Annotated in this window: 19 protein-coding genes; 11 read left to right on the top strand and 8 right to left on the bottom strand. The window is 68.4% G+C overall.

The features are described from left to right. The first annotated feature begins 168 nt into the window (after positions 1-168). The 6 genes from groL to B9Y70_RS05930 all read left to right on the top strand — a co-directional run bounded on the left by groL (position 169) and on the right by B9Y70_RS05930 (position 7081). Entirely contained in the window at positions 169-1815 is a 1647-nt protein-coding gene (groL, locus tag B9Y70_RS05905) for a chaperonin GroEL (RefSeq protein ID WP_085549327.1), read from the top strand. A gap of 401 nt (positions 1816-2216) precedes the next feature. Then, entirely contained in the window at positions 2217-2456 is a 240-nt protein-coding gene (locus tag B9Y70_RS12755; RefSeq protein ID WP_085549328.1) for a PorH family porin, read from the top strand. 74 nt (positions 2457-2530) lie between these two features. Beyond that, the gene (locus tag B9Y70_RS05915) at positions 2531-2737 is read left to right on the top strand and encodes a PorA family porin (RefSeq protein ID WP_085549329.1); all 207 of its coding nucleotides are present in this window, start codon (positions 2531-2533) and stop codon (positions 2735-2737) included. A gap of 137 nt (positions 2738-2874) precedes the next feature. Continuing rightward, positions 2875-3774, top strand: a complete 900-nt coding sequence (gene ppk2, locus B9Y70_RS05920) for a polyphosphate kinase 2 (protein ID WP_085549330.1) — start codon at positions 2875-2877, stop codon at positions 3772-3774. Positions 3775-4094: 320 nt separating this feature from the next. Next, entirely contained in the window at positions 4095-5552 is a 1458-nt protein-coding gene (locus tag B9Y70_RS05925) for a cryptochrome/photolyase family protein (protein ID WP_085549331.1), read from the top strand. Continuing rightward, positions 5549-7081 (top strand): SDR family oxidoreductase, encoded by a 1533-nt coding sequence (locus B9Y70_RS05930; RefSeq protein WP_085549332.1) that lies wholly within the window; start codon positions 5549-5551, stop codon positions 7079-7081. Before B9Y70_RS05925 ends, B9Y70_RS05930 begins: the two co-directional genes overlap by 4 nt. A 2-nt stretch (positions 7082-7083) precedes the next feature. On the opposite strand, the gene B9Y70_RS05935 is transcribed toward B9Y70_RS05930, so the two are convergent. From B9Y70_RS05935 to B9Y70_RS05945, 3 genes are read right to left on the bottom strand one after another with little or no spacing between them, the layout of a single operon-like run. Next, positions 7084-10971: a Pls/PosA family non-ribosomal peptide synthetase gene (locus B9Y70_RS05935; RefSeq protein WP_085549333.1), complete on the bottom strand. Its 3888-nt coding sequence runs from the start codon at positions 10969-10971 to the stop codon at positions 7084-7086. A gap of 3 nt (positions 10972-10974) precedes the next feature. After that, the gene (locus tag B9Y70_RS05940; protein ID WP_085549334.1) at positions 10975-11460 is read right to left on the bottom strand and encodes a MarR family winged helix-turn-helix transcriptional regulator; all 486 of its coding nucleotides are present in this window, start codon (positions 11458-11460) and stop codon (positions 10975-10977) included. 55 nt (positions 11461-11515) lie between these two features. After that, on the bottom strand, positions 11516-11806 hold the full coding sequence (locus B9Y70_RS05945; RefSeq protein ID WP_085549335.1) for a rhodanese-like domain-containing protein: 291 nt from the start codon (positions 11804-11806) through the stop codon (positions 11516-11518). Positions 11807-11831: 25 nt separating this feature from the next. Between B9Y70_RS05945 and B9Y70_RS05950 the strand changes: the two genes are divergently transcribed. Next, positions 11832-12194, top strand: coding sequence for a hypothetical protein (locus tag B9Y70_RS05950; protein WP_085549336.1), 363 nt, complete (start codon positions 11832-11834; stop codon positions 12192-12194). 94 nt (positions 12195-12288) lie between these two features. On the opposite strand, the gene B9Y70_RS05955 is transcribed toward B9Y70_RS05950, so the two are convergent. The 5 genes from B9Y70_RS05955 to B9Y70_RS05975 all read right to left on the bottom strand — a co-directional run bounded on the left by B9Y70_RS05955 (position 12289) and on the right by B9Y70_RS05975 (position 19362). After that, the gene (locus tag B9Y70_RS05955; RefSeq protein WP_085549396.1) at positions 12289-14139 is read right to left on the bottom strand and encodes an FAD-dependent oxidoreductase; all 1851 of its coding nucleotides are present in this window, start codon (positions 14137-14139) and stop codon (positions 12289-12291) included. Positions 14140-14263: 124 nt separating this feature from the next. Beyond that, entirely contained in the window at positions 14264-15163 is a 900-nt protein-coding gene (locus tag B9Y70_RS05960) for a helix-turn-helix domain-containing protein (protein ID WP_085549337.1), read from the bottom strand. A 75-nt stretch (positions 15164-15238) separates the two neighbouring features. Further along, positions 15239-15799, bottom strand: coding sequence for an inorganic diphosphatase (locus B9Y70_RS05965; RefSeq protein WP_085549338.1), 561 nt, complete (start codon positions 15797-15799; stop codon positions 15239-15241). A 39-nt stretch (positions 15800-15838) separates the two neighbouring features. After that, the gene (locus tag B9Y70_RS05970; RefSeq protein WP_085549339.1) at positions 15839-17401 is read right to left on the bottom strand and encodes a hydantoinase B/oxoprolinase family protein; all 1563 of its coding nucleotides are present in this window, start codon (positions 17399-17401) and stop codon (positions 15839-15841) included. After that, positions 17398-19362 (bottom strand): hydantoinase/oxoprolinase family protein, encoded by a 1965-nt coding sequence (locus tag B9Y70_RS05975; protein WP_085549340.1) that lies wholly within the window; start codon positions 19360-19362, stop codon positions 17398-17400. The genes B9Y70_RS05970 and B9Y70_RS05975 overlap by 4 nt, the downstream gene beginning before the upstream one ends. A 48-nt stretch (positions 19363-19410) precedes the next feature. Here B9Y70_RS05975 and dacB point away from each other — a divergent pair, with 48 nt between their 5' ends. The 4 genes from dacB to hpt all read left to right on the top strand — a co-directional run bounded on the left by dacB (position 19411) and on the right by hpt (position 23510). After that, positions 19411-20685, top strand: a complete 1275-nt coding sequence (gene dacB, locus B9Y70_RS05980; protein WP_085549341.1) for a D-alanyl-D-alanine carboxypeptidase/D-alanyl-D-alanine endopeptidase — start codon at positions 19411-19413, stop codon at positions 20683-20685. Positions 20686-20928: 243 nt separating this feature from the next. After that, positions 20929-21900 carry a hypothetical protein gene (locus B9Y70_RS05985; protein ID WP_143337548.1) on the top strand — a complete coding sequence of 324 codons (972 nt, stop codon included), beginning with the start codon at positions 20929-20931 and terminating at the stop codon, positions 21898-21900. Between the two features lie 124 nt (positions 21901-22024). Next, the gene (tilS, locus tag B9Y70_RS05990; RefSeq protein ID WP_085549343.1) at positions 22025-22906 is read left to right on the top strand and encodes a tRNA lysidine(34) synthetase TilS; all 882 of its coding nucleotides are present in this window, start codon (positions 22025-22027) and stop codon (positions 22904-22906) included. 10 nt (positions 22907-22916) lie between these two features. After that, positions 22917-23510, top strand: coding sequence for a hypoxanthine phosphoribosyltransferase (gene hpt, locus B9Y70_RS05995; RefSeq protein ID WP_420838434.1), 594 nt, complete (start codon positions 22917-22919; stop codon positions 23508-23510). Positions 23511-23523 lie beyond the last annotated feature (13 nt).

Consider the following 23523-nt stretch of genomic DNA (forward strand, 5'->3'; position numbering starts at 1 on the left):
GCCCGCCTCGACTGCTAAAAACGGGTTAGCACTCAAATCCAGTGAGTGCCAGAAATCGATGTCTTCAGCGGGTGAGGTTGGTTCACACTCACCGACCGTGCCGTCGCGGGCGCCTGTTGGAGTGCAGACGTGAGTGTCGTCCTATATCAATAAGGAGCACAAACACACATGGCAAAGCTCATCGCCTTTGACGAGGAAGCACGTCGCGGCCTCGAAAACGGACTGAACACCCTGGCCGACGCGGTCAAGGTCACCCTGGGCCCCAAGGGCCGCAACGTTGTTCTCGAGCGTGGCTGGGGCGCCCCGGTCATCACCAACGACGGTGTGTCTATCGCCCGTGAGATCGAGCTGGAGGATCCGTACGAGAAGATCGGTGCGGAGCTGGTGAAGGAGGTCGCCAAGAAGACCGACGACGTCGCCGGCGACGGCACCACCACCGCCACTGTCCTGGCCCAGGCTCTCGTCCGTGAGGGTCTGCGCAACGTGGCCGCCGGTTCCAACCCGATGGGTATCAAGCGCGGCATCGAGCAGGCCACCGCCAAGGTGACCGAGGCTCTGCTGGCGTCCGCCAAGGATGTCGAGACCGAGGAGGAGATCGCCGCCACCGCCGGTATCTCCGCTGCTGACCCGGCCATCGGTGCGCAGATCGCCAAGGCCATGTACGCCGTCGGCGGCGGCGAGGTGAACAAGGACTCCGTCATCACCGTGGAGGAGTCCAACACCTTCGGCGTCGATCTCGAGGTGACCGAGGGTATGCGCTTCGACAAGGGCTACATCTCCGGTTACATGGCCACCGACCTGGAGCGCGGCGAGGCCGTCCTCGAGGATCCGTACATCCTGCTGGTGTCCGGCAAGATCTCCAACATCAAGGATCTGCTGCCGCTGCTGGAGAAGGTCATGCAGTCCGGCAAGCCCCTGCTGATCATCGCCGAGGACGTCGAGGGTGAGGCTCTGTCCACCCTGGTCGTCAACAAGATCCGTGGCACCTTCAAGTCCGTCGCCGTCAAGGCCCCGGGCTTCGGTGACCGTCGTAAGGCCCAGCTGCAGGACATCGCCATCCTCACCGGTGGCCAGGTCATCGCCGAGGAGGTCGGCCTGTCCCTGGAGACCGCCGACATCCCGCTGCTGGGTACCGCCCGCAAGGTCGTCGTGACCAAGGACGACACCACCATCGTCCAGGGTGCCGGTTCCGCCGAGCAGATCGAGGGTCGCGTCAAGCAGATCCGCGCCGAGATCGACAACTCCGACTCCGACTACGACCGTGAGAAGCTGCAGGAGCGTCTGGCCAAGCTGGCCGGCGGCGTCGCGGTGCTCAAGGTCGGTGCCGCTACCGAGGTGGAGCTCAAGGAGCGTAAGCACCGCATCGAGGATGCAGTCCGCAACGCCAAGGCTGCTGTCGACGAGGGCATCGTCGCCGGCGGTGGTGTCGCGCTGCTGCAGGCCGCTGAGGTGCTCGCCGACGACCTCGGCCTCACCGGTGACGAGGCCACGGGCGTCAAGATCGTCCGTGAGGCCCTGTCCGCACCGCTGAAGCAGATCGCCCTCAACGCCGGCCTCGAGGCCGGTGTCGTGGCCGACAAGGTTGCCGGCCTGCCGGCCGGTGAGGGTCTCAACGCCGCCACCGGTGAGTACGTCGACCTCATGGCCGCGGGCATCAACGACCCGGTCAAGGTGACCCGCTCTGCGCTGCAGAACGCCGCCTCCATCGCCGCGCTGTTCCTCACCACCGAGGCTGTCGTGGCCAACAAGCCGGAGCCGGCTGGCGCTGGCATGCCGGAGGGTGCAGGCGACGCCATGGGCGGTATGGGCTTCTAGAAGCCGCTTATCGACGCCCCTTTACGGCCGCTCCCAGGACCATTTACGGTTCCTGGGAGCGGCGTTTCCCCTTTTCGGGGGTAGGTCCGATTAATGTGGTGGTTATGGGTCGGCGCTACATCGGGGAGGGGTCGTGGTATGTTACGCGGTCAGTCCACGTTCACGTGTTATTAACCTGAGACATGCCATTTCCGCAGGTCGCCGGCAATGACCTGCGATGACGATGCTCGTCACCGCAGAATGTCACCGCCGGGTTACGGTGGCCCCCGGAAAAGAAGTTTGGCTGTAGCGCTTGACGGTGCCCCAAGTTGTGACAAAATAATCCCCGTGACGCCCGCAGGGTGTCAGTCAACTGGAAACTCACCGGCCCATGGGGGTCGGTCCACTCAAGGAGATATCTCATGGATCTCGGTACCATTCAGGACGCCCTGAAGGACTTCGCCACCTTCGGCAAGAACATCGGCGACGCCTTCCAGCTCATCCCGACCGTCCTCGGCGACACCCTGGACTTCTTCGTCAACTTCAAGGAGCTGTCCTCCACCACCGAAGAGGCCGCTGACGCCTCCAAGGACGCCGGCTCCGCCATCCTGTCCTCCACCACCGGAGACGCCGGTGACACCACCCCGGAGACCACCGAGTAGTCCCCCCGCTCCTTCCGGGGAGCTAGTACCACCATCTCTTCACTGACACCCTTTTTGATCTAAGGAGATCACTTATGTCTTCCAACCTCATCGAATTCTTCGGCACTGTGGGCCAGCTTTCCTCCGGCTACGTGACCACCGAGGAGAGTGTCGACGACGAAGGCAACGTCACCGTCGACGAAGTTACCAACGAGACCATCTTCTCCTACCTCTTCGACCTGCTCGGCACCGCTGGCGACTGGGCTGGCGCTGTTGCCAACCTCATCGGTCTGGTTCCTTAAGTAACCCGCTGATCACAGCTTCCTAAAAGAACCTCGATCCGTACGGATCGAGGTTCTTTTGCATGGGTGGGGGAGGCGGGGCGTCGAAAGCCAAATTCATCGCACCTGCGTGCGGGGGACGGTCTAAGATTATTGGCATGGCTGAGCACAAGGACGACGATCTCCCCGTTATTGATCTCGCGAAGACCGAGGGCTATGTCGTCGACGACTCCGACGAAGACGATCCGGTGCTGCTGCGCCCGGACGGCACCCCCATCGAGACCTGGCGCGAGAACTACCCGTACGAGACGCGCATGACACGCGACGAGTACGAGAAGACCAAGCGTCAGCTCCAGATCGAGCTGCTGAAGTGGCAGAACTGGACCAAGGAGACCGGCCAGCGCCACATCATCCTCTTCGAGGGTCGGGACGCCGCAGGCAAGGGCGGCACCATCAAGCGCTTCAACGAGCATCTCAACCCCCGTGGTGCCCGGACTGTCGCCCTGGAGAAGCCCTCCCCGCGCGAGTCCACCTCGTGGTACTTCCAGCGCTACATCTCCCACTTCCCGGCCGCCGGCGAGATCGTCTTCTTCGACCGCTCCTGGTACAACCGCTCCGGCGTCGAGCGCGTCATGGGCTTCTGCACCGAATCCCAGCACGCCGAGTTCCTCCGTGAGGTGCCGATGCTGGAGAACATGCTGCTCGGCTCGGGGATCTCGCTGACCAAGTTCTGGTTCTCCGTCACCCGCAAGGAACAGCGCACCCGCTTCGCCATCCGCCAGGTCGACCCGGTGCGCCAGTGGAAGCTCTCCCCGATGGACCTCGCCTCCCTGGACAAGTGGGACGACTACACCCGCGCCAAGGAGGAGCAGTTCCGCTACACGGACACCGACGAATCGCCGTGGATCACCATCAAGTCCAACGACAAGAAGCGCGCCCGCATCAACGCGATGCGCTACATCCTGTCGAAGTTCGAGTACACCAACAAGGACCATGAGGTGGTCGGAACGCCGGACCCGCTCATCGTGCTGCGCGGTCGCGACCAGATCGGCGACTAGGGCGTGCCCTCCAGAGTACGGAGCCAGGCGAGACCGCGCAGAGGTCGCCGGATTCCCGGTGGACGACGTCGCGTGTCTCATACCGGGGAGCCTGCCGACCACATCCCACCGTCTGCCCCGAGGTAAGCGGCGTGGTCATGTTTCTCGGGGCTCACCACCGCCATTCCACCGGCGCGTCACGGTTCCGGGCCGTCGCCGCCTCCGCACCTGATGGGGGTACGATGCGCGCACGCTGACCGAGCTCTCACGACAGATTTGGCCGACGTTACCCGAGGTAGTGAGCCTTCCTGGCCGGTGGCAGGAAAGCTATACTCGGGCGGATGAGCAGCGCACTCTTGTGGTTGAGAGACGACCTCCGAATTCAAGACAATGCCGCACTGGAGCTGGCCCGGGAGCATGGTCCGGTAACGGCGGTGTTCATTCTTGAGGACCCCGCCACAACCGGGGTACGGCCCCTGGGTGGGGCCGCCTCATGGTGGCTGCACCACAGTCTTCTCCGGCTCGCCGAGCAGCTCGCAGAACGGGGCATACCTCTGCACATCCTCAGCGGCGATCCCGCGGAGCTGATTCCGGACGTCGCTCGCAGGGTGAACGCCGGTCTGGTGACGTGGAACCGCAGGTATCACCAGCCACAGCGGGACAATGACGCGGCTCTCAAGCACCTTCTGAACCAGCATGGGCTGGAGGTGCACAGCACACCCGGGCATCTGCTGGTTGAGCCGTGGCTGGTCACCACCTCCCAGGGGCGCCCCTACCAGGTGTTCACACCCTTCTCGCGTGCCGTGCGGGCGAAGGTGGAGGAGGAAGCACTGCCGCTCGGTCGCCCCGGTCCACCGGAGACCATGGGGCCGGGTGCGGATCTGGGGTCCACTCTCCACGAGCTTCAGGGCCTTGCTCTGCTGCCTTCTCACCCCTCCCGGAGGGAACCAGTATGGACTGCCGGTCTGGAGGACGCCTGGACCCCGGGGGAGGAGGCGGCATGGCGACGCCTGGAGGATTTCGTGGGAAAGCTCGGCGATCCCGGGCACTCCGGTTACGCGACCGGCCGTGATCTGCCCGGAGAGGACTTCACCAGTCGCCTGTCGCCTCATCTGCGTTTCGGTGAGATCAGCCCGCACGCTGTCTGGGCCGCCGTATCCCAGGCCGGTGGGGCAGCGGAGGACATCGTGGCGTTCCAGAGTGAACTGATGTGGAGGGATTTCGCGTGGCACCGTCTCTATCATCGCCCCGACCTGGCCACCCGCAACGTCAAGGCCAATTTCGACCGTTTCCCCTGGGCGTGGGACCCGCCGGAGGCATCGGCCTGCACTGCGGAGGGCCGCGACGGCCGGAGAAGCCCCGGTGCAGGCCCTCACCACCTCGCGCTGAGTACATGGCGGTCAGGTACGACCGGCTTTCCGCTGGTCGACGCGGGCATGCGCGAGCTATGGGCCACGGGGCACATGCACAACCGAGTCCGCATGGTGGTGGGATCGTTCCTCACAAAAAATCTGGGAATACATTGGAGGCACGGGGAGGAGTGGTTCTGGGACACTCTGGTCGATGCGGACCCCGCCTCCAACGCCTTCAATTGGCAGTGGGTCGCAGGCAGTGGCGACGATGCCTCCCCCTATTTCCGCATCTTCAACCCGGTGACCCAGCAGAAGCGCTTCGACCCGGGTGGGGTGTATGTCCATCGCTGGGCGCCGGACAGTGAGCTGCACCCTCCCGTGGTGGATCTGCGTGAATCCCGGGCCGCCGCGCTCGCGGCCTACGAATCAATTAGGCTCGGAGAATGACACAAAAAGTCGCGCCCACACTGGATTTCACCGCCCGTCACCCCGGACGCCTGGCTCTGGTGACAGGGGCGACGGGCTATGTCGGAGGCCGCCTGGTCACCGAGCTACTGGCCGCGGGCCTCTCCGTCCGCGCCGCCTCCCGGAATGTTTCTTCGCTCGACCGCTTCGACTGGTCGGACCAGGTGGAACTCGTCGAGGGCGACCTGACGCTGGAAGAGGATGTCGCCGCCATGATGGACGGCGTGGATGTCGTCTACTATCTCGTGCACTCGATGGGCGGGGACGGTGACTTCGAGGAAACGGAGAAGCACACGGCCGAAACGGTGTCCGCTGCGGCCGCCGACGCGGGCGTGCGACAGATCGTCTATCTTTCTGGCCTGCACCCGAGTTCCGCTGCGCACGAGAAGTTGTCCAAACACATGCGCTCCCGGGAGAAGGTGGCCCAGATTCTGTTGGAGTCGCCGACACCCACCCTGGTTTTTCGCGCAGCCACCCTCATCGGTTCGGGTTCCGCTTCCTACGAAATCATCCGGCACCTTACCGAGAGGCTGCCGGTGATGGTCGCGCCTCAGTGGATCAACAACCGCATTGAACCGCTGGCGATCCGCGATGCGCTCTACTACCTGGTTCGTGCCGGCGATCTCGACGAGACCGTCAACAGGGGGTACGACATCGGTTGCGGACAGACGTACAGATTCGCCGATCTGCTCCACCTTTACGGACGCCACCACGGGCTCAGGCGACGGATAGGGGCGGTACCCGTTCCACTCCCGATGGACACACTGTCCGGCCACTGGATCGGGTTGGTCACTCCTGTACCTGCAGGCCTTGCGATTCCCCTCGCCCAGTCGATGGCGGAGGATGCCGTCACCGAGAATCACGACATCGAGGACATCATCCCTGACCCGCCGGGCGGGCTCATCGATTATCCCGCTGCGGTCGATTTGGCCGCCCGAGCCGAGCACGACCGCGGCGTCCCCACATCCTGGGACAGGAGTTGGACCCTGCCCCGCGATGCTGCCGGCAGCCTGCCCACGGACCCGGAATGGGCGGGCGAGACCGTTCTGGAGGATGTCCGCACCGGTGAGTCAGCGCACCCGGCAGAGGAGGTCTGGCGGGTGGTGGAGAGCATCGGAGGTCGGACCGGGTGGTTCTCCGCCCCGGTGTTGTGGCGTATCCGCGGCATCATCGATCGCGTCGTCGGGGGCCCGGGGATGTCCAGCCGCCGCGATCCCCGGCGCCTTGCGGTGGGTGACCGTGTGGACTGGTGGCGGGTCACCGTCCTCGAACCGCCGCACAGACTCGTGTTGTCGGCGGAGATGAAGCTTCACGGGCGTGCGTGGCTCGTTCTCGAGGTCGCCGAGCGCGGAACGGGATCCACCTACACTCAGCGGGCTGTTTTCATCCCGCGCGGTGCACGCGGACGCCTGTACTGGTGGGCCGTCCTCCCGTTCCACGCACTGATCTTCCCGACGATGCTCCGCACCCTGTTGCAGACGGTCGAGAAAGGCGAGACACCAGCGTCGTAGAACTATCCGCGTTTCCAGGGCTCGATCGGGTTGCCCTGCCACACCGTCGACGCCGGAACCTGGTCGCCGCGCATCACGAGGGAGCCGGGGCCGACGGTGGCGCCGTCGCCAAGAACGGCGGCCGGCAGCGCCACCGAGTGGGCGCCGAGGGTAGCACCGTCGGCGATGGTGACGGTGTCGAGGCTCATGACGCGGTCCTGGAACAGGTGCGTCTGCACGACCGTGCCCGGGCCGACGGTGGCGCCGCGGCCCACGACGCACAGATTCGTCTCGGGGAACCAGTAGGACTCGATCCACGCGCCGCGGCCGATCTTCGCGCCCAGCGCGCGCAGCGCCATGTTGAGCTCACCGGTGCCCAGAGCGGGAACGAGGAACCACGGGCCGGCGACTGCTTCGACGAATGCGTCCTGCAGCTCGTTGAGCCACACGAACTCACTCCACAGCGGGTGGTCGCCCGGCTTGTGCCGACCGACGCAGAACCACTTCACCACCACCGTGATCGCCATGGCGATGACGCCGGCGGCCATGAGCACCAGGCCACCGAGCAGCCAGGCGAGGAACACGCCGTAGCTGACGATCAGCCAGTACAGGGTGCCGACGACACCGGCCAGCAGCATCGCCGACGTCATAGGGGCGAGCAGACGCATCGTCTCGATGAAACCGCGGAAGAACTTCACCTTGACACCCGGGTTGTAGGTGAGGGCCTCGCCACCGTCGACATCGACATGGACGCGGCGCATGCGCTCCGGTGGGGAACCCCACCAGTTGGTGTTAGCCTTCGCCTTCTTCGGGGTGGACGACAGGACGGCCACCAGTGAGTTCTTCGGCAGCTTGCGGCCCGGGCCGGTGATGCCCGAGTTGCCGACGAAGGAACGCTTACCGACGCGCGTCTCACCCGTGAGCATCCAGCCACCGCCGAGCTCGTAACCACCGACGAGGGTGTCGTCGGCGAGGAAGGCACCTTCGCGGACGTCGGTGAGCTTGGGCACCATGACGGCGGTCGACACCTCGACGTTCCTGCCGATCCTCGCGCCGAGGCTGCGCAGCCACAGCGGGGTGAGCTGCCCGGCGTAGAGCGGGAAGAGGTAGGTGCGGGCGTCGTCCATGAGACGTTCGATGGTCCACAGCTGCCAGCCGCGCAGGGAGCGCACCGGGTAGACACCCGGCTGCAGGCCGATCTGCAGCAGGCGTACCCCGATCCACGTGGACACCATGTAGAAGGCGAAGGCCACGAGGCCGCCGAGCGGGGCGAACACCAGACCCCCGAGGAGGGGGTTGCCGCCGGTGGCGTCGATAAGCAGGAGGACGACGACCGCGGCCAGGGCCAGCGCCGCGAGCGGCTGCAGACTCAGAGCCACCGACGTGAGGCCGTAGATGGGCACCCAGCGGGAACGACGCGGCGGATGCTCGTCCGGGAAGCGGTGCTTCGACCGACCCACCTTCGACGCGGGCGAGCCCGACCAGCGGGAACCCGGCTTGATGGTGCGGTCGCCGGTGACGGTGGAGCCGGCCTCGACGTGGGCGTCGGCACCGACGACCGTGCCGGGCAGCAGGGTGGAGCGGGCACCGACGCGGGCCTCGCGGTGCACCTCGATGGCACCGACACGCAGGATGTCACCGTCGACCCAGTAGCCCGACATGTCGACCTCCGGCTCGATCGAACAGTGGTCGCCGAGGGTGAGCAGGCCCGTGATGGGCGGCAGGGAATGCAGATCGACGCCGCGGCCGACCTTCACACCGAGGGCGCGCGCGTAGTAGTTCACCCACGTCGCACCCGAGATGGACTGCGAACCGGAGGCGTCCGCCCACCGTTCGGCGGCCCAGATGCGCAGGTGCGTGGCGCCGCCGCGCGGGTATTCACCGGGCTGGATGCCGGCGGTGAGCAGGCGCGCGCCGAGCCCACCGAGGGGCAGGCGGCCCAGCGGGGAGCCGAAGACGAGCAGCAGCACGGCCACCAGCCACCAGGAGACGTGGACGGCCCACGGCAGGCCGGCGAGGTGTGCCAGGTTGCCGCCCAGGAGGATCCAGCCGAGCCACGTCGTGGCCTGCAGGGTCATCATCGGGATCTGGATGAGCAGCTGCGCGAGGCGGGTGCCCGGGCTGACCGGGCGGACGGTGCGGGGTTCGGTGGGGGTGGCGTCGTCAAGCGACACCCCGGACTTCCGCGCGATGGTCTCCACGGCCTCCGCCAGCGACCCCAGGCGGGGATGGTCGTAGAGGTCGCGGACCGCGACGGTGGGTACCTGTTCGCGGATGCGGCCCACGAGGGTGGCGGCGGCCAGGGAGGTGCCGCCGAGGGAGAAGAAGTCGGCGTCGGAATCCTGGACGGACGTGCCCAGGACATCGACCCACAGTTCGGCCAGCCACGCCTCGGTGGGGGAGAGGTCGGTGGCCTCGACACCGACGCCCGGCAGCGGCCAGGGCAGCGCGGCTTTGTCGACCTTGCCGGAGGTCCGCACCGGCAGCTCCTCCATGACGCAGATGCGCGGGACGAGGGCGGCGGGCATGGTCTCCGCGAGACGCTCGTGGGCGGCGTCGTGATCGAAACCGGCCTCCGGGTCATCGAGGGAGACATAACCGACGAGCACCGACTGGTTCGCACCCGTCTTCTGCACCGCGACAGCCGAGTTGTACACGTTCGGCAGGGCGGCGACATTCGCCTCCACCTCACCGAGCTCGATGCGGCGGCCACCGATCTTCACCTGGTCGTCGACACGGCCGACGAAATAGAGACCGTCCTCCTCGAGGCGGACGTGATCACCCGACCGATACGCGCGCGCCCACCCGACGGACGGCATCGGGGCGTACTTCTCGGCGTCCTTCACCGGGTCGAGGTAGCGGGCCAGGCCGACGCCGCCGATGACGAGCTCGCCGACCTCGCCGACGGCGACCGGCTTCTCCTCGGAGTCGACGACGATGAGGTCCCAGCCCGCCAACGGCAGGCCGATGCCCACCGGCTGGCCGGGGTGCAGCTGCGTCGCGGAGGCGACGACGGTGGCCTCGGTGGGGCCGTAGGTGTTCCACATCTCGCGGTCGTCGGTGGCGAGGCGCTCGACGAGCTCCTGGGAGCAGGCCTCACCGCCGACGATGAGCAGGCGGATGTTGTCCAGCGCCTCGGCGGGCCACAGGCCGGCGAGGGTGGGCACGGTGGAGACCACCGTGATGTCGCGACGGATGAGCCAGGGGCCCAGGTCCATGCCGGAGCGCACCAGGGAACGCGGGGCGGGCACCAGGCAGGCACCGTGCCGCCACGCGAGCCACATCTCCTCACACGACGCGTCGAAGGCGACGGACAGGCCGGCCAGGACGCGGTCCTCGGGTCCGAGGGGGCCGCCGGGGGAGTTGACCAGGAACATCTGGGCCTCCGCGTCGACGAAGGCGGCCGCCGAACGGTGGGAGACGGCCACGCCCTTCGGCTTGCCGGTGGATCCGGAGGTGAAGATGATCCAGGCGGTGTCGTCGAGACGCGGGCGATGTTTGTCGCCGCCCGCGCGCGGCGACAGCATGCGGAAGCCCTCGTCGGTGAAGACGCCGTTGATCTTCCCTTCGGAGAAGACCATGTCGGCGCGTTCGTCGGGGTCGTCGGCGTCGACGGGGACGTAGGCGGCGCCGGCGGCGATGGTGGCGAGGATGGCGATGTAGAGGTCACGGGACCCGGAGGTCATGCGGATGCCGATGCGGTCGCCGCGGCGGATGCCGTTGGCGTGCAGTTCGGCGGCCAGCCCGTGGACTTCGTCGATGAGTTCGGCGTAGGTGAGGATCTCGCCGTCGTCGATGGCGGCGGCCTCGGGGTGGGCGGCGGCGGTGGCGGCGAGGATGTCGTAGAGGGTGCGTTTGGCGGGGGCGTCGCCCGCGCGGAGGAATTGGCGGGGGACCTGGTGAAGGGACAAGTCCTAGTCCCCCTTGGTTTCGTCGGGTTCGAGGTCGGAGACGAGGACGGCCTTGGTGAGTTTGCGCAGGTGCTTGAGCTGCTTGCCGGTGGATTCGTCGAGGGCGGCGGCTTCGGCGTCGGTGACGAGCTGGGCGAGTTCGGCCTGGGCCTTGGTGCCCTTCTTCGTGGAGGTGACGATCTGGCGGCGGCGGTCCTTGGGGTCGCGTTCGCGCCTGGCCCAGCCCTGGGCCTCGAGGCCGTCGATGAGGCGGACCATGTCGGAGGCGTCGATGGCGAGGGTTTCGGAGAGGGAGGCCTGGGAGGAGGCGTCGCGTTCGACGAGGCAGGTGAGGACCCAGTAGCCGCGCATGGTGGTGCCGCGCGCGCCGAGGGCAGCCTCCACTTCGTCCCGGGTGCGGCGGCGGAGGCGTTCCAGCTGGAAGCTGGGGGATTCGAGGAGGGTGGCGGGTACGCCACCCGTCGTGGGGGAATCAACTGATTGCGACATACCACCGATGGTACGCCGCCTACGGTAGCGTTGTTAAATCATGGGACGGGGCCAACTATTCGGTGGGCAGGTTCTGCGCGACCCACTCCAGGGTGCCGCCCTCCACGTTGATGGCCTCGATGTCGTGGTTCTCCTTGAGGAAGGTGCACGCCTTGCCGGAGCGGTTGCCCGAGCGGCAGATGAGGTAGATGTCGCGGGAGGTGTCGAGCTCGTCGACGCGCGCCGCGAACTCGGACAGCGGGATGGAGGTGGTGCCGACGGCGTGGACCTCCGCGTACTCGTCGGGCTCGCGGACGTCGATGAACTGGGCGTCGGCCGGGACCTGATTTACATTCACAGTCTTCATGTCTTCAGAGACTACCGTTATTCCCATGGATACCCGACGCCTCACCGGCCCCATCGCCCTCCGTTTGTGGGCGGTCGTCCTCGTCGTCGGCGCGGCGGGCGTCGGGCTGCTGTGGCTCGGCGTCGGCCTGGGCATGGCGCTGGTCACCATCGCCGTGCTGTCCGCACCCCTGGCCCTGGTGGCCACGGTCGCCTTCGCTTGCCGACGCCCCGCCCTCGTCCTTCCCCGCTGGTTCCTCTGGCTCGGCGCGGCGGGATCGGCGGCGGGGTTCGTGTGGTTGCTCGTCACGCCGGGGGAGGTGCCGGCGATCCTCACCCTGGCGATCGGGGTGTGGCTGCTGGTCGTGGGGCTCATCGCCAGCGTGGCGGTGGGGGTGGTCCGGCGTTAGCCTGCCCGCCCTGCCGCCGATCCACCTGTAGCGCGAGCGTCGCCCCCTCCGAAGCATGATTCGCAGGGGGCGCGGGGCGTCGATAAGCAGGGGTTTAGCTGACGGCGACCTTCGCGGCCGCCATGAGGCGGGCGACCTCCTCGGCGGAGTCGTCGCCGCCGCGGGAGAGGATGGAGGAGAGGACGGCGGTCAGGGCGTGCTCCGGGTCCTCGACGAGGCGGTGGGAGCGCCAGGCGATGTGCTTGTCGGGGCGGACGAGGATGACGCCGTCCTCCTCGACCTCGCGCTGGCGCAGCCAGTCGCCGTAGAGGTCCTGGTGCTCGAGGCCCTCGCCGATGACGACGGCCTTGAGCTCGATGTCCAGGGCGCGGGCGACGCGCTGGGCGGCGTCGGCCCAGGGCTTGCCGTTGATGCCGGTGAACAGGGTGAAGCCGGTGCCGGTGGCGATGTCGTGGGTGGACTGCTTGTTGAGGGTGTCGCCGATCCAGGCGTGCGGCAGGCGCAGGCCGGGGTAGGTGGACTTCTGGTGGTGGAGCATGGGGTCCTCGGTGACCTCGGGGCGGCCCAGGCCGTCGCAGACGACGGCGGTGGACTGGTAGAACTGGCCGATCTCGGTGCCCTGGGCGTTGAACTCGAAGTCCTTGTTGTCGAGGGCCTGGCGGAGGGCCTTGCGGCGCTCGGCACCTTCGGGGGTGGCCTCCTTGCGCAGCTTGAGCTTCTCGGTGAACTCCTCGTCGGTGGTCGCGTCGGCCACGCCGAGGGCGTCGAAGATGGGCTGGTACTCACGGGAGGAGTTGTTGGCGCGGGTGACGATCTGCTTCGCGATCGGCGCGCGCTCCACCGAGTAGGTCTCCAGGAGGTCCTCCCCGGCCTGGCCCTTGAGCACGGCGGCCAGCTTCCACGCCAGGTTGTAGGAGTCCTGGATGGAGGTGTTGGAACCCAGGCCGTGGCTCGGCGGGTGGCGGTGGGCGGCGTCGCCGGCGATGAAGACGCGGCCGTTCTGCATGTGGGTGGCCCACTGCTCGTTGTTGCCCCACAGGGAGTAGCCGGTGATCTCCAGCTCGAGGTCCGGGATGCCGACCAGCTTGCGGACGATGCGCTTGGCCTCCTCCTCGTCGAGCTTCGGGGGCTCCTTGGTGATGTCGTAACCCCAGACGGCCAGCCACTCGTTCCACGGGCGGACGCAGCGCACCAGGCCGGCGCCGAGGCCGCCGATGTTGGAGCCGGGCGGGAAGACCCAGTAGAGGATGGACGGGCGGTGGGCGACCCACTTGGACAGGTCGGCCTTGAACTGCAGGTTCATGGAGCCGCCGATGTCCATGGCGCCCTCGAAGGGGATGTCGATGTCCTCGGCGATCTGGGAGCGGGCGCCGTCGGCGCCGATGAGGTACTTGGCGCGGATGGTGTACTCGTGGCCGGTGAGGCGGTTGCGGACCTGCACGCTGACGCCGTTCTCATCCTGCGTGTGGGAGAGGTACTCGGTGGAGAACTGGGTCTGGGTGCCGCGCTTGGTGGCGTTCTCCAGCAGGATCGGCTCGAGCAGGGTCTGCGGGATGTCGCACGGCATGGCGGGGGAGGCCAGCTCGTAGTCGGCGCGACGGTCCGGGCGCCAGCCCCACGTGGGGCGGCGGCCGATCTCCTCGCCGGCGACGGACTCGGCGTAGACAGTGTCGCCCATCTGCTCGTGGGGGACGGCCTCGGCGAGGACCTCGGCCTCGAGTCCGACGTCGCGGATGATCTCCATGGTGCGCTGGTTGGTGATGTGGGCGCGCGGGGTGTTCGCGGTCCAGCGGTACTTGGTGATCATGATGTTGTCGATGCCGTGCGTCGACAGGAACAGCGCTGCGGAGCTGCCGGCGGGGCCGGATCCGACGATGAGCACGTCCGTGGTGACGACGTCCTCGGGGATCTCGGTGTCGGCGATACCGTCGTGGAAGGCAGGCATGATGTTCATCTCCTTGGGGGTGGTTGACCTGGTGGAGATGAATGTATGCCCGGTCACTGGGGCGCGGAAGATGTGGCAGCAGTCACGTCCGGATCGGGACAAAACATGTCCGGTGTGGGCTAAATCACTGCTTCCGCCACTGCAGCGGCGTCATTCCGACCCGCTCGCGGAACACCCGCCCGAAGTGGCTCTGCGAGGTAAAACCGCAGCGCGCCGCCACCTCCGCGACGGACAGGCCCTGCCGTTCCGGGTCGCGCAGCACCCCCTGCGCGAGCTCCACCCGCTGCCCCTGGACGAACCTGCTTATCGACGCCCCCTCCACCGCGAAGTGCCTGCTCAGCTGGCGCTCGCTGAGCCCCACGGCCGCCGCCACCCGCCCCGGGGTGAGGTCCTGGTCGGCGAGGTGGCGGTCGATGTAGTCCTTGGCGGAGGCGAGGATGCCGGCCTCGTCGTCACCCCGCCGCAGGATGAGCCGCAGCAGCGACACGACGTCGCGCTCCAGGGTCGGCGTGATCTCCTGCGGGTTCTCCAGCGTGCGGCGGACCAGCCGGATGAGCGCCTGCTCATGCGCCCCGGTGGTGAAGTCGAAGACCAGCGGCAGCGGGGGAGTGTCGACGAGCCCGCGCGGCACGGTGAGCACCACCTCCCGTAGGCCCCGGGAGAAGCCGCGGGTGAAGGGGAGGTCGGCGTCGTAAAGCACGGCCTGGCCGGGCTGCAGCGTGAGGTGGCCGCCCCGGTGGAAGAAGAACGCCTCCCCCTCGAGCGCGAAGAACACCGCGATCATGCCGGTCGGGTGGTCGTTGATGAACGCCTCCGAGCGTTCCACGATCTGCGAGGTGCCCGTCACGTCGGCCATGCGTATCGACGGCAGGTGCAGGTTCGTCTGCCGCGAGCGCATCGGTGCCGACTCCAGGGTGCGGATGTCCAACGGGATGAGGGCGCGGGCGTTGTGCCCCTCCCACAGGTGCACGCGGGACTCCGGGGAGTAGTTCTCCGTGGTGAAACGCAACAGGCGGGCAGACATGATCTACCCACCATAGTGATCGGGATCACCCGAACGGAAGGCCCCGGGCGGAACCCCGGGGAGCCCCCGGGTGGACTATTTGTCGTCCTCGGTGAGCTGCTGCTCGACCTCGTTCTCCTTGTCCTTCTCCTCCTCGAGGCCCTCGCGGGTGTTGTCGCCGACCTCCTTGTAGCGGTCGATGGACTCCTGGAGGATGCGCTCGGCCTCCTCGCGGTTGCCCCAACCGGAGCCGGTGACCTCCTTGTTCGGCTCGAGGTCCTTGTAGTGGACGAAGAAGTGCTCGATCTCGTCGAGGGTGAACTCGGAGATGTCGTCGAGCTCCTGGAAGTGGTCGAAACGCGGATCGTCGAGGACGCACAGCAGCTTGTCGTCGCCGCCGGCCTCGTCGGTCATCTTGAACACGCCGACGATGCGGGCCATGACGACCACGCCCGGGAACACCGGCTCGGGCAGGACGACGAGGGCGTCCATCGGGTCGCCGTCCTCGCCGAGGGTGTGCTCGATGAAGCCGTAGTCCGCCGGGTACGCCATCGGGGTGAACAGGTAGCGGTCGAGGAAGACGCGGCCGGTCTCGTGGTCGACCTCGTACTTGTTACGCGAACCCTTCGGGATCTCGATGATGACTTCAACGCCCATGCGTCAGACTCCTTGTTGCAGTTTCAGGGGGATCGGTGATCATCCTAACCCGTAGCCACCTCCACCTGCGGTGCGGATCGTCACCGTTTCCCCCGCGGAGAGGTCGAAGCGGCTCATCGACGCCACGGTCTCACGGTCGCGGAGCACCTCACCGGGGGTGCCGTCGGCCCCGCCGTGCAGCCCCCAGGGGGCGGTGGTCACCCGCGATGTGGCGGCGACGACGGTGGCCTCCCCGTGGGCGAGCGTGAGGGTGCGGACGAGGCCGTCGCCACCCCGGTGAGCCCCCGCGCCACCGGTGCCGCGGGCGATCTCGTAGCGCTCCACCCGCAGGGGGTACTCGCGCTCGATGACCTCACACGGGGTGTTGCGGGTGTTGGTCATGTGGGTGTGGGTGGCGTCGGCACCGGCGCCGTCGGCGGAGGCACCCTGCCCGCCGCCGTAGGTCTCCACGTAGGAGTAGTAGCGGCCGTCGCGCGGGTCGATGCCGCCGATGGTGACGATGGACATGGACCCGCTCGACGCTGCCGGCACGATCCCTTCCGTGAACTGCTCGAACGCGCCGTACATGGCGTCGACGATGCGCTGCGAGGTCTGGATGTTGCCCTGCGCCACCGGGGCGGGGAACTCCGCGTGGACGAGGCTGCCCGGCCGGGTGCGGAACGTCAGCGGGCGGGTGAGCCCCGCGTTGGAGGGCAGCGTCGGGTCGGTGAGCGTCTTGAGCACGTAGGCGGCGCACGCCTGCGTCACCGCGAAGGAGCAGTTGACGGCGCCGCGCACCTGGTCGTCGGTCTGCGTGAGGTCGATGTCGATCTCCTCGCCCCGCACGGTGACGGTGACGACGATCGCCGTCGGCTCCTCCGCGTTGCCGTTGTGCTCGAGGTGGTCGGTGAAGGTGCCGGTGCCGTCGGGGAGCGCGGCGATGGCGGCGCGGGTGCGTCGTTCCGCGTAGTCGACGAGCGCGCGGCAGGAACGGTCGAAGCCGGCCTCACCCCACTCGTCGACAAGCTCGAGGATGCGGCGGGAGCCGAGGCGGTTGGCGGAGACCTGCGCCATGAGGTCGCCGCGGGTCTTGTCGGCGGTGCGGATGTTGGTGAGCAGCAGCGCGAGGACCTCCTCGTCGAGCTGACCGTCGCGGAACAGGCGGATCGGCGGGATGCGGATGCCCTCCTGGAAGATCTCCGTGGCGTGCGCGGCCATGGAGCCGGGGGTGATGCCGCCGACGTCGACGTGGTGCGCGATGTTGGCCACGACGGCCACCAGCTCCGCACCGTGGAAAACGGGGGTGATGACGCAGATGTCGGGCAGGTGCGGCCCACCCAGATAGGGGTTGTTCGTCAGCAGGACGTCCCCCGGGCGCAGGCGCTGCGTGCCGTACTCGGCGAGCGCGTTGCGGATGACCGTCGGCATGAGCCCCAGGTGCAGCGGGATGTGCTCGGCCTGGGCGATGAGCTCGCCGTCGGGCAGGTAGAGGCCGGCCGAGCAGTCGCGGCGATCCTTGATGTTGGGGGAGTACGAGGTGCGGATGAGCGCCATGCCCACCTCCTCGGCGATCGACTCCAGGCGGTTGCGGGCGATCTCGATCTCGACGGGGTTGAGCGTCATCGGGTCCTCCTCAGGTGCAGGAATCCGTGGGCGTCGACCGTGGCCTGCTGCCCCGGCCGGATGTAGGTGGTCGTGTCGAACTGGTTGAGGATCGCCGGGCCGTCCACCGTCGTGCCCGCCGCGAGGGACGCGCGGTCGAGCACCGGGGTGGTGATCCACTCGCCGTCGATGAACACGTCCCGCTTCTCGACGCCCCCGTCCCCACCGTCCCCGGTCAGCAGTTCCTGCGGTGTCTGCGGCTGGCCGATGGTGGCGGTGAGCCGGGCGACGATGACCTCCATCTCCGCCTCCGGGTCGGCGAAGCCGTAGCGCTCGGCGTGGAGTTCGTCGAAGGCGGCGCGCTGGTCCTGAGCGAGGGGGAGGGTGAGTTCGAAGGACTGGCCGAGGTAGCGGGCGTCGACAAGCAGCTGTTCAGCGAAGTCCTCCGTGCCCATCTCTGCGGCGGCGCGGCGGCGCAGCTCCGCGAAGACGTCCGGGCGGTCGGCGGGCAGGGCGAAGTCGTGGCGGATCGGCGCGTCGAGCATGCCGACGGCCGAGGCGATGCCGGGCAGCGGCGGGATGACCGCGGACTCCATGCCGAGCTCGTGGATGAGGTCGGAGGCGTGGAGCGGGCCGGCGCCGCCGAAGGCCATGAGGTGGCAGGAGCGGACGTCGACACCGCGCTCGACGCTCACCCGGCGGATGCCGCGTGCCATCGTCGCGGCGATGACCTGCAGGATTCCCTCCGCGGCCTCCTCGGCCGTGAGGCCCATCTCCGCGCCCCACTCACTCATGCGGGCATGGGCGGCGTCGCGGTCGAGGGTGAAGTGCCCGCCGAGCAGCTCCGTGCCCAGGCGGCCGAGGACGAGGTGCGCGTCGGTGACGGTGAGCTCCGTGCCGCCGCGCTGATAGGAGATGGGGCCGGGATCGGCGCCCGCGGAGTGCGGGCCCACGCGCAGAGAGCCACCCGAATCCCGCCAGGCGATCGAGCCGCCGCCCGCGCCGATGGTGTGCACGTCGACGCTCGGCAGGCGCAGCGGGAGGGAGTCGATCTCCCCGGCGGTCGTCTCGTCCGGCTCGCCGTCGCGGATGAGCGCGATGTCGGTCGACGTGCCGCCGATGTCGAAGCTGACGACCTTGTCCAGACCGAGGTGGCGCGCCCAGTTGCCCGCCCCGACCACGCCGCCCGCCAGACCCGAGAGCACCGTACGCGCCGAGTGCGTCGCCGCGGTCTCCGGGTTGAGCAGACCGCCGTTGGACTGCATGATCCACAGGCGCGAACCGATGCCCATCTCCTCGATGCCCGCCGCCAGACGCCCCATGTACCCGGACACCTTCGGCTGCACGTAGGCGTTGATCGCGGCGGTGGAGGTGCGGTCGTACTCCCGCATCTCGGCGGTGATGTCGGTGGCGGCGATGACCACCGGCGCCACCTGCTGCTCTCGCAGGTGGGCGACGGCCTCCTGCTCGTGGCGCGGGTCGACGTAGGCGTTGAGGAAACTGACGACGACCGCGTCGAGGTCGAGGTCGGCGAGGGCGGAGGCGGCGTCGATAAGTGCATCCGCGGTGAGTTCCGTGAGCACCGTGCCGTCGGCCGCGAGGCGTTCGTCGATGTCGACGATGAGCTCATCCGGGATGAGCGGCGGCACCCGGTGGACCCGGTTGTCGTACAGCGACGGCCGGGCCTGGTGCGCGATGGCGAGGACGTCGCGGAAACCGCGCGTGGTCAGCAGGCCGACGCGCGCGCCGGTGCGGGTGAGGACCGTGTTCGTCGCCACGGTCGTCCCGTGCACCAGTCGCGTCACCTGCGCGGGCTGCGCGTCCTCACGCTCCAGGGCCCCGGTGATGCCCGTGATCACCGCCTCATCCGGGGCGTGCGGTGTCGAGGGCACCTTCCACACCGCCAGCGAACCGTCCGCGCGGCGGACGCCGATGTCGGTGAAGGTGCCGCCGGTGTCGACGGCGATGTGCAGATCGGGCACGTGTCCTCCTGGTGGTTGTGTCTTCCCCACCAGGTTAGGGTGTACGGAATGATTGGTAAGAAGCTGTGGTGGTCCCTCGCCGCCGTCGTCACGGCGGTGGCCGTGTCGGGGGTGGCCGGTTTCGCGGTCGTCGCGGACCGTCACTACGGCGACCTCACCCACGCCCCGGCGTACGTGGCGGAGGAGCCGTCGCCGCTGCTCGAACCCGCCACCGCGGAGACCGTGGACAACGCGGCCCTGGGGGCGCGGCTCACCGCGCTGGCCGGGAACCCGGCGCTGGGCACCGTCCACGGGCGGGTCACCGACACCGTCACCGGGGAGACCGTGTGGGAGCAGGCCGCGGGGGAGGCCCTGCAGCCCGCGTCCGCGACGAAGATCCTCACCGGCGCGGCCGCCATCCTCGAGCTCGGGCCCGACGACACGCTGGTCACCGAGGTCGTCGAGGGGCCGCAGCCGGGCACCGTCGTCATCCGCGCGGTGGGCGACGTCTGGCTCACCTCCGGGCAGATGGACTCCCTGGCGGAACAGATCGGGGAGGCGGACCAGGTCATCATCGACACCTCCGCGTGGGACGGCGACCCCTTCATGCCCGGCTGGGACCCCGCCGACGTCGACGCCGGCTACATCGCCCCGCTCGAACCCGCCATGCTCTACGGCGCGCGCCTCGGAGAGACCGAGGGCGACGTCCCGCGCTCCCACACCCCGGCACTCGACGTGGCGCAGGCCCTGGCCGACCGCGTCGGTGCCGCGACCGTGGGCATCGGCCCCGCGCCGGCGGACGCGACCGTGCTCGCTTCGGTGGAGTCCCCGCTGCTCACCGAACGCCTCGAGGCCATGATGATGGACTCCGACAACATCATGGCCGAGGCCATCGGCCACGAACTCGCCGTCCACCGCGGCCTCCCCGGCTCCGCGGCGGCCGCCACGCAGGCCACCCTCGACGTGCTCACCGAGCACGGCTTCGACGTCACCGGCGTCTTCCTCGCCGACAACTCCGGCCTGTCCGTGCACAACCTCATCCCCCCGCGGCTTCTCGACGACGTGCTTCTCGACGCCGCCACCTCACCCCGACTCCGCCCCCTCCTGGCGACGCTGCCCGTCGCCGGCGGCTCCGGCACCCTCGTGCAGCGCTACGGGGACCTGCCCGGGCGCGGCTGGGTGCGCGCCAAGACCGGCACGCTGACGGGGACGTCCGCGCTGGCCGGTGTCGTGACCGCCGAGTCCGGGCGCGTCTACTCCTTCGCGCTGCTGGTCAACGGGGCGGAGATCCTCGGGGCGCGGGCGGCGCTCGACGAGTTCACCTCCGCCATCCGGGAGTCCTGAGGCCACGGCCAACGCCAACGCCAACGCCACGGCCAACGCCACGGCCAACGCCACGGCCAACGCCACGGCCAACGGGTGCGAATTCACCCGGTCGAATTCAGGGCTCCAACCCGCGCGGGGACCCTGAATTCGACCGGCTGAATTCGCCGGCCTGTGGATGGGGCTTCCGGGGTTATCCACAGATTCGGGCTGCGACGCGACCGGGGCTTTCCCGGGGCCCGCGCGTGGTCGACGATGGGGCCTGTGCAGCAGACCTGGAAAGAAACGCATCAGCTCATCGAACTCCGGAAGGTCCCCCTCACGAACACTGACGTCGCCGCGGGTGTGGCCTCCGGTCGCCTGCTCCGGCTCACCGCGGAGGTGGCGGTGCCGAGGGCCTACTTCACCGGGCTCCCACCGTGGGGGAAGGCCGAGGCCCGGGCCGCCGCAGTGGGGCTCACCGCCGATAAGGCGGTGGTGTGCGGGATGGCGGCGGGGAGGCTGTGGGGGTTGTCATTGCTCGGAGTGGAGAAGACGGTTGACCTGCTGTTGCCCGGGCGATCCCGCCCACCGTCGAAGCGTCTGTGGATCAGCGGGAGTACGTACCGGTCGGCGGCACTCCCCGAGGCGCAGATTACGACGCAGGGTGGAATCCGCGTGACCACCCTCCTGCGGACGCTCACCGACATCTGCCGTTATGAGGACCGGGACGAGGCGGTGGTGGCGGTTGATTCGGCGCGGAGGACATGGCCGACCTTCACTGCGGAGAAGTTCCACGAGCGACTGGAGCACATGGGGTCCTTCCCGGGGATCGAGTCCTTCCGGGAGACGGTCGCGATGTCACGGGAGATGATCGGCAGCCCCTGGGAGACCAAGGCCCGTCTGCTCCTGCTGCGGTGCGGGGACGCGGCCATCGTCAGCGTGGAGACGCAGGTGAAGTTCCACGACCCCGTCACCGAAAAGATCTACTACGTGGATATCCTCATCAACGGCTGGCTGGTCCTGGAGATCGACGGAAAGTCGAAGTACCTCGGGGTGTACGGAGATGATCCGGGGACGGTCATCCGCGATGAGCGCGAACGCGAGAAGGCCCTCCAGAATCTCGGGTCGGTGGTGCTGCGGGTCGGCAAGAAGGACGTGGAGGAACCCGCCGCGGGGTACTGCGCCATGGTGCAGCTGGTGCTCCGGGGTCTGCAGAACTTCCCCGCCCCGGTGTCGTTACCTCGCGTCGCCTGAGAGCCCCTCGAATTCACGCGGTCGAAGAGAGTAACCTCCGGGCCCGGTGGGGAGCCCTTTCGACGGGGTGAATTCGCCAGCGTGGAGGGCGAGGCGAGCACCGGGAGGGATTAGCATCATCCCCATGGAACCCTTCTGGCCCCGGCGCAGCCCGCACTTCCTGGCGTGCCGCCGCGCCGTGCGCCCCTTCCTCGCGCCGGGCGAGGTGGTGGTCGGCCTGTCGGGCGGGGCGGATTCCCTCGCCCTCGTGGCCGCCGCCCGGGCGGAGGGGCAGGAGGTGCACGCGGTCATCGTGGACCATCAGCTGCAGCCGGGGTCGGACGCGGTAGCGGAGAGGGCGGCCCGGCAGGCGCGCCGGCTCGGCGCCCGCGCCACCGTCGCCCGGGTCACCGTCCCCGCGGGCAACCTCGAGGCCAACGCCCGCACCGCCCGCTACGCCGCCCTCCGCGAGCACGGCACCACCGTCTGGGTCGCCCATACCCGCGACGACCAGGCGGAGACGCTGCTGCTCCAGGCCCTGCGCGGTAACCCGGGCGGCATGGCACCGGAGCAGGACGGGATCGTCCGGCCGTTCCTCACGGTCCGCCGCCGGGACACTGAAGGTGCCTGCGCGGAACTGCAGCTCGACCCCTGGCATGACCCGCACAACGACAACCCGGACTTCCAGCGCGTGGCCGTCCGCACCGCGCTCGAGCAGATCCACGGGGACCCGGTGGAGCCGCTGGCACAGACCGCCGAACGCATCGCCGCGGACAACGCGTTGCTCACGGAGCTGGCCGGCCCGCCGACGGACGACTGCGCGGAACTGGCCGCCCAGCCGGGGCCGCTGCGCCGCCGCCGCATCGCGGCGTGGCTGATTGAGCGGGACATCCGCCCGACGCGGGCGTCGATAAGCATGATTGAGGACATGTGCACCACCTGGCACGGCCAGGGAGCGGTGAAGGTGGGCGGAAGGTTGGAAGTCAGGCGCGTAGGTGGCAGACTGGCACTATCCGAGGAGGCCTAGGAAAGGTGTCATGACCGTGCACGACAACAAGGATCACAACGTACCGGCGAGCTGTTACGGCGAGGATGTGGAGGCGGTGCTCATCAGCGAGGAGCAGCTCGCCGCCCGCATCCGCGAACTGGCCGACAAGGTCTCGGAGACCTACCGCGACGCCGACGACGAACTGATCCTCGTGTGTGTGCTCAAGGGCGCGGTGTACTTCCTCACCGATTTCACCCGCGCGCTGTCCATCCCCTCTCAGATGGAGTTCATGGCGGTGTCGTCCTACGGCAACTCCACGACCAGCTCCGGCGTGGTGCGCATCCTCAAGGACCTCGACCGGGAGATCGAGGGCCGCGACGTCCTCATCGTCGAGGACATCATCGACTCGGGTCTCACCCTGTCGTGGCTCATGCGTAACCTCAAGGCCCGCAACCCGCGCTCCCTCGAGGTCATCACCCTGCTGCGTAAGCCCGAGGTGGTCAAGGCGGACATCGATCTCTTCGACGTCGGCTTCGACATCCCCAACGAGTTCGTCATCGGTTACGGCCTCGACTACGCCGAGCGCTACCGCGACCTGCCGTTCGTGGGCACCCTGCACCCGCGCGTCTACTCCGGGGAGTAGGGAACGAAAACGC

The organism is Corynebacterium pollutisoli (genome assembly GCF_900177745.1).
Taxonomy (GTDB): Bacteria; Actinomycetota; Actinomycetes; order Mycobacteriales; family Mycobacteriaceae; genus Corynebacterium; species Corynebacterium pollutisoli.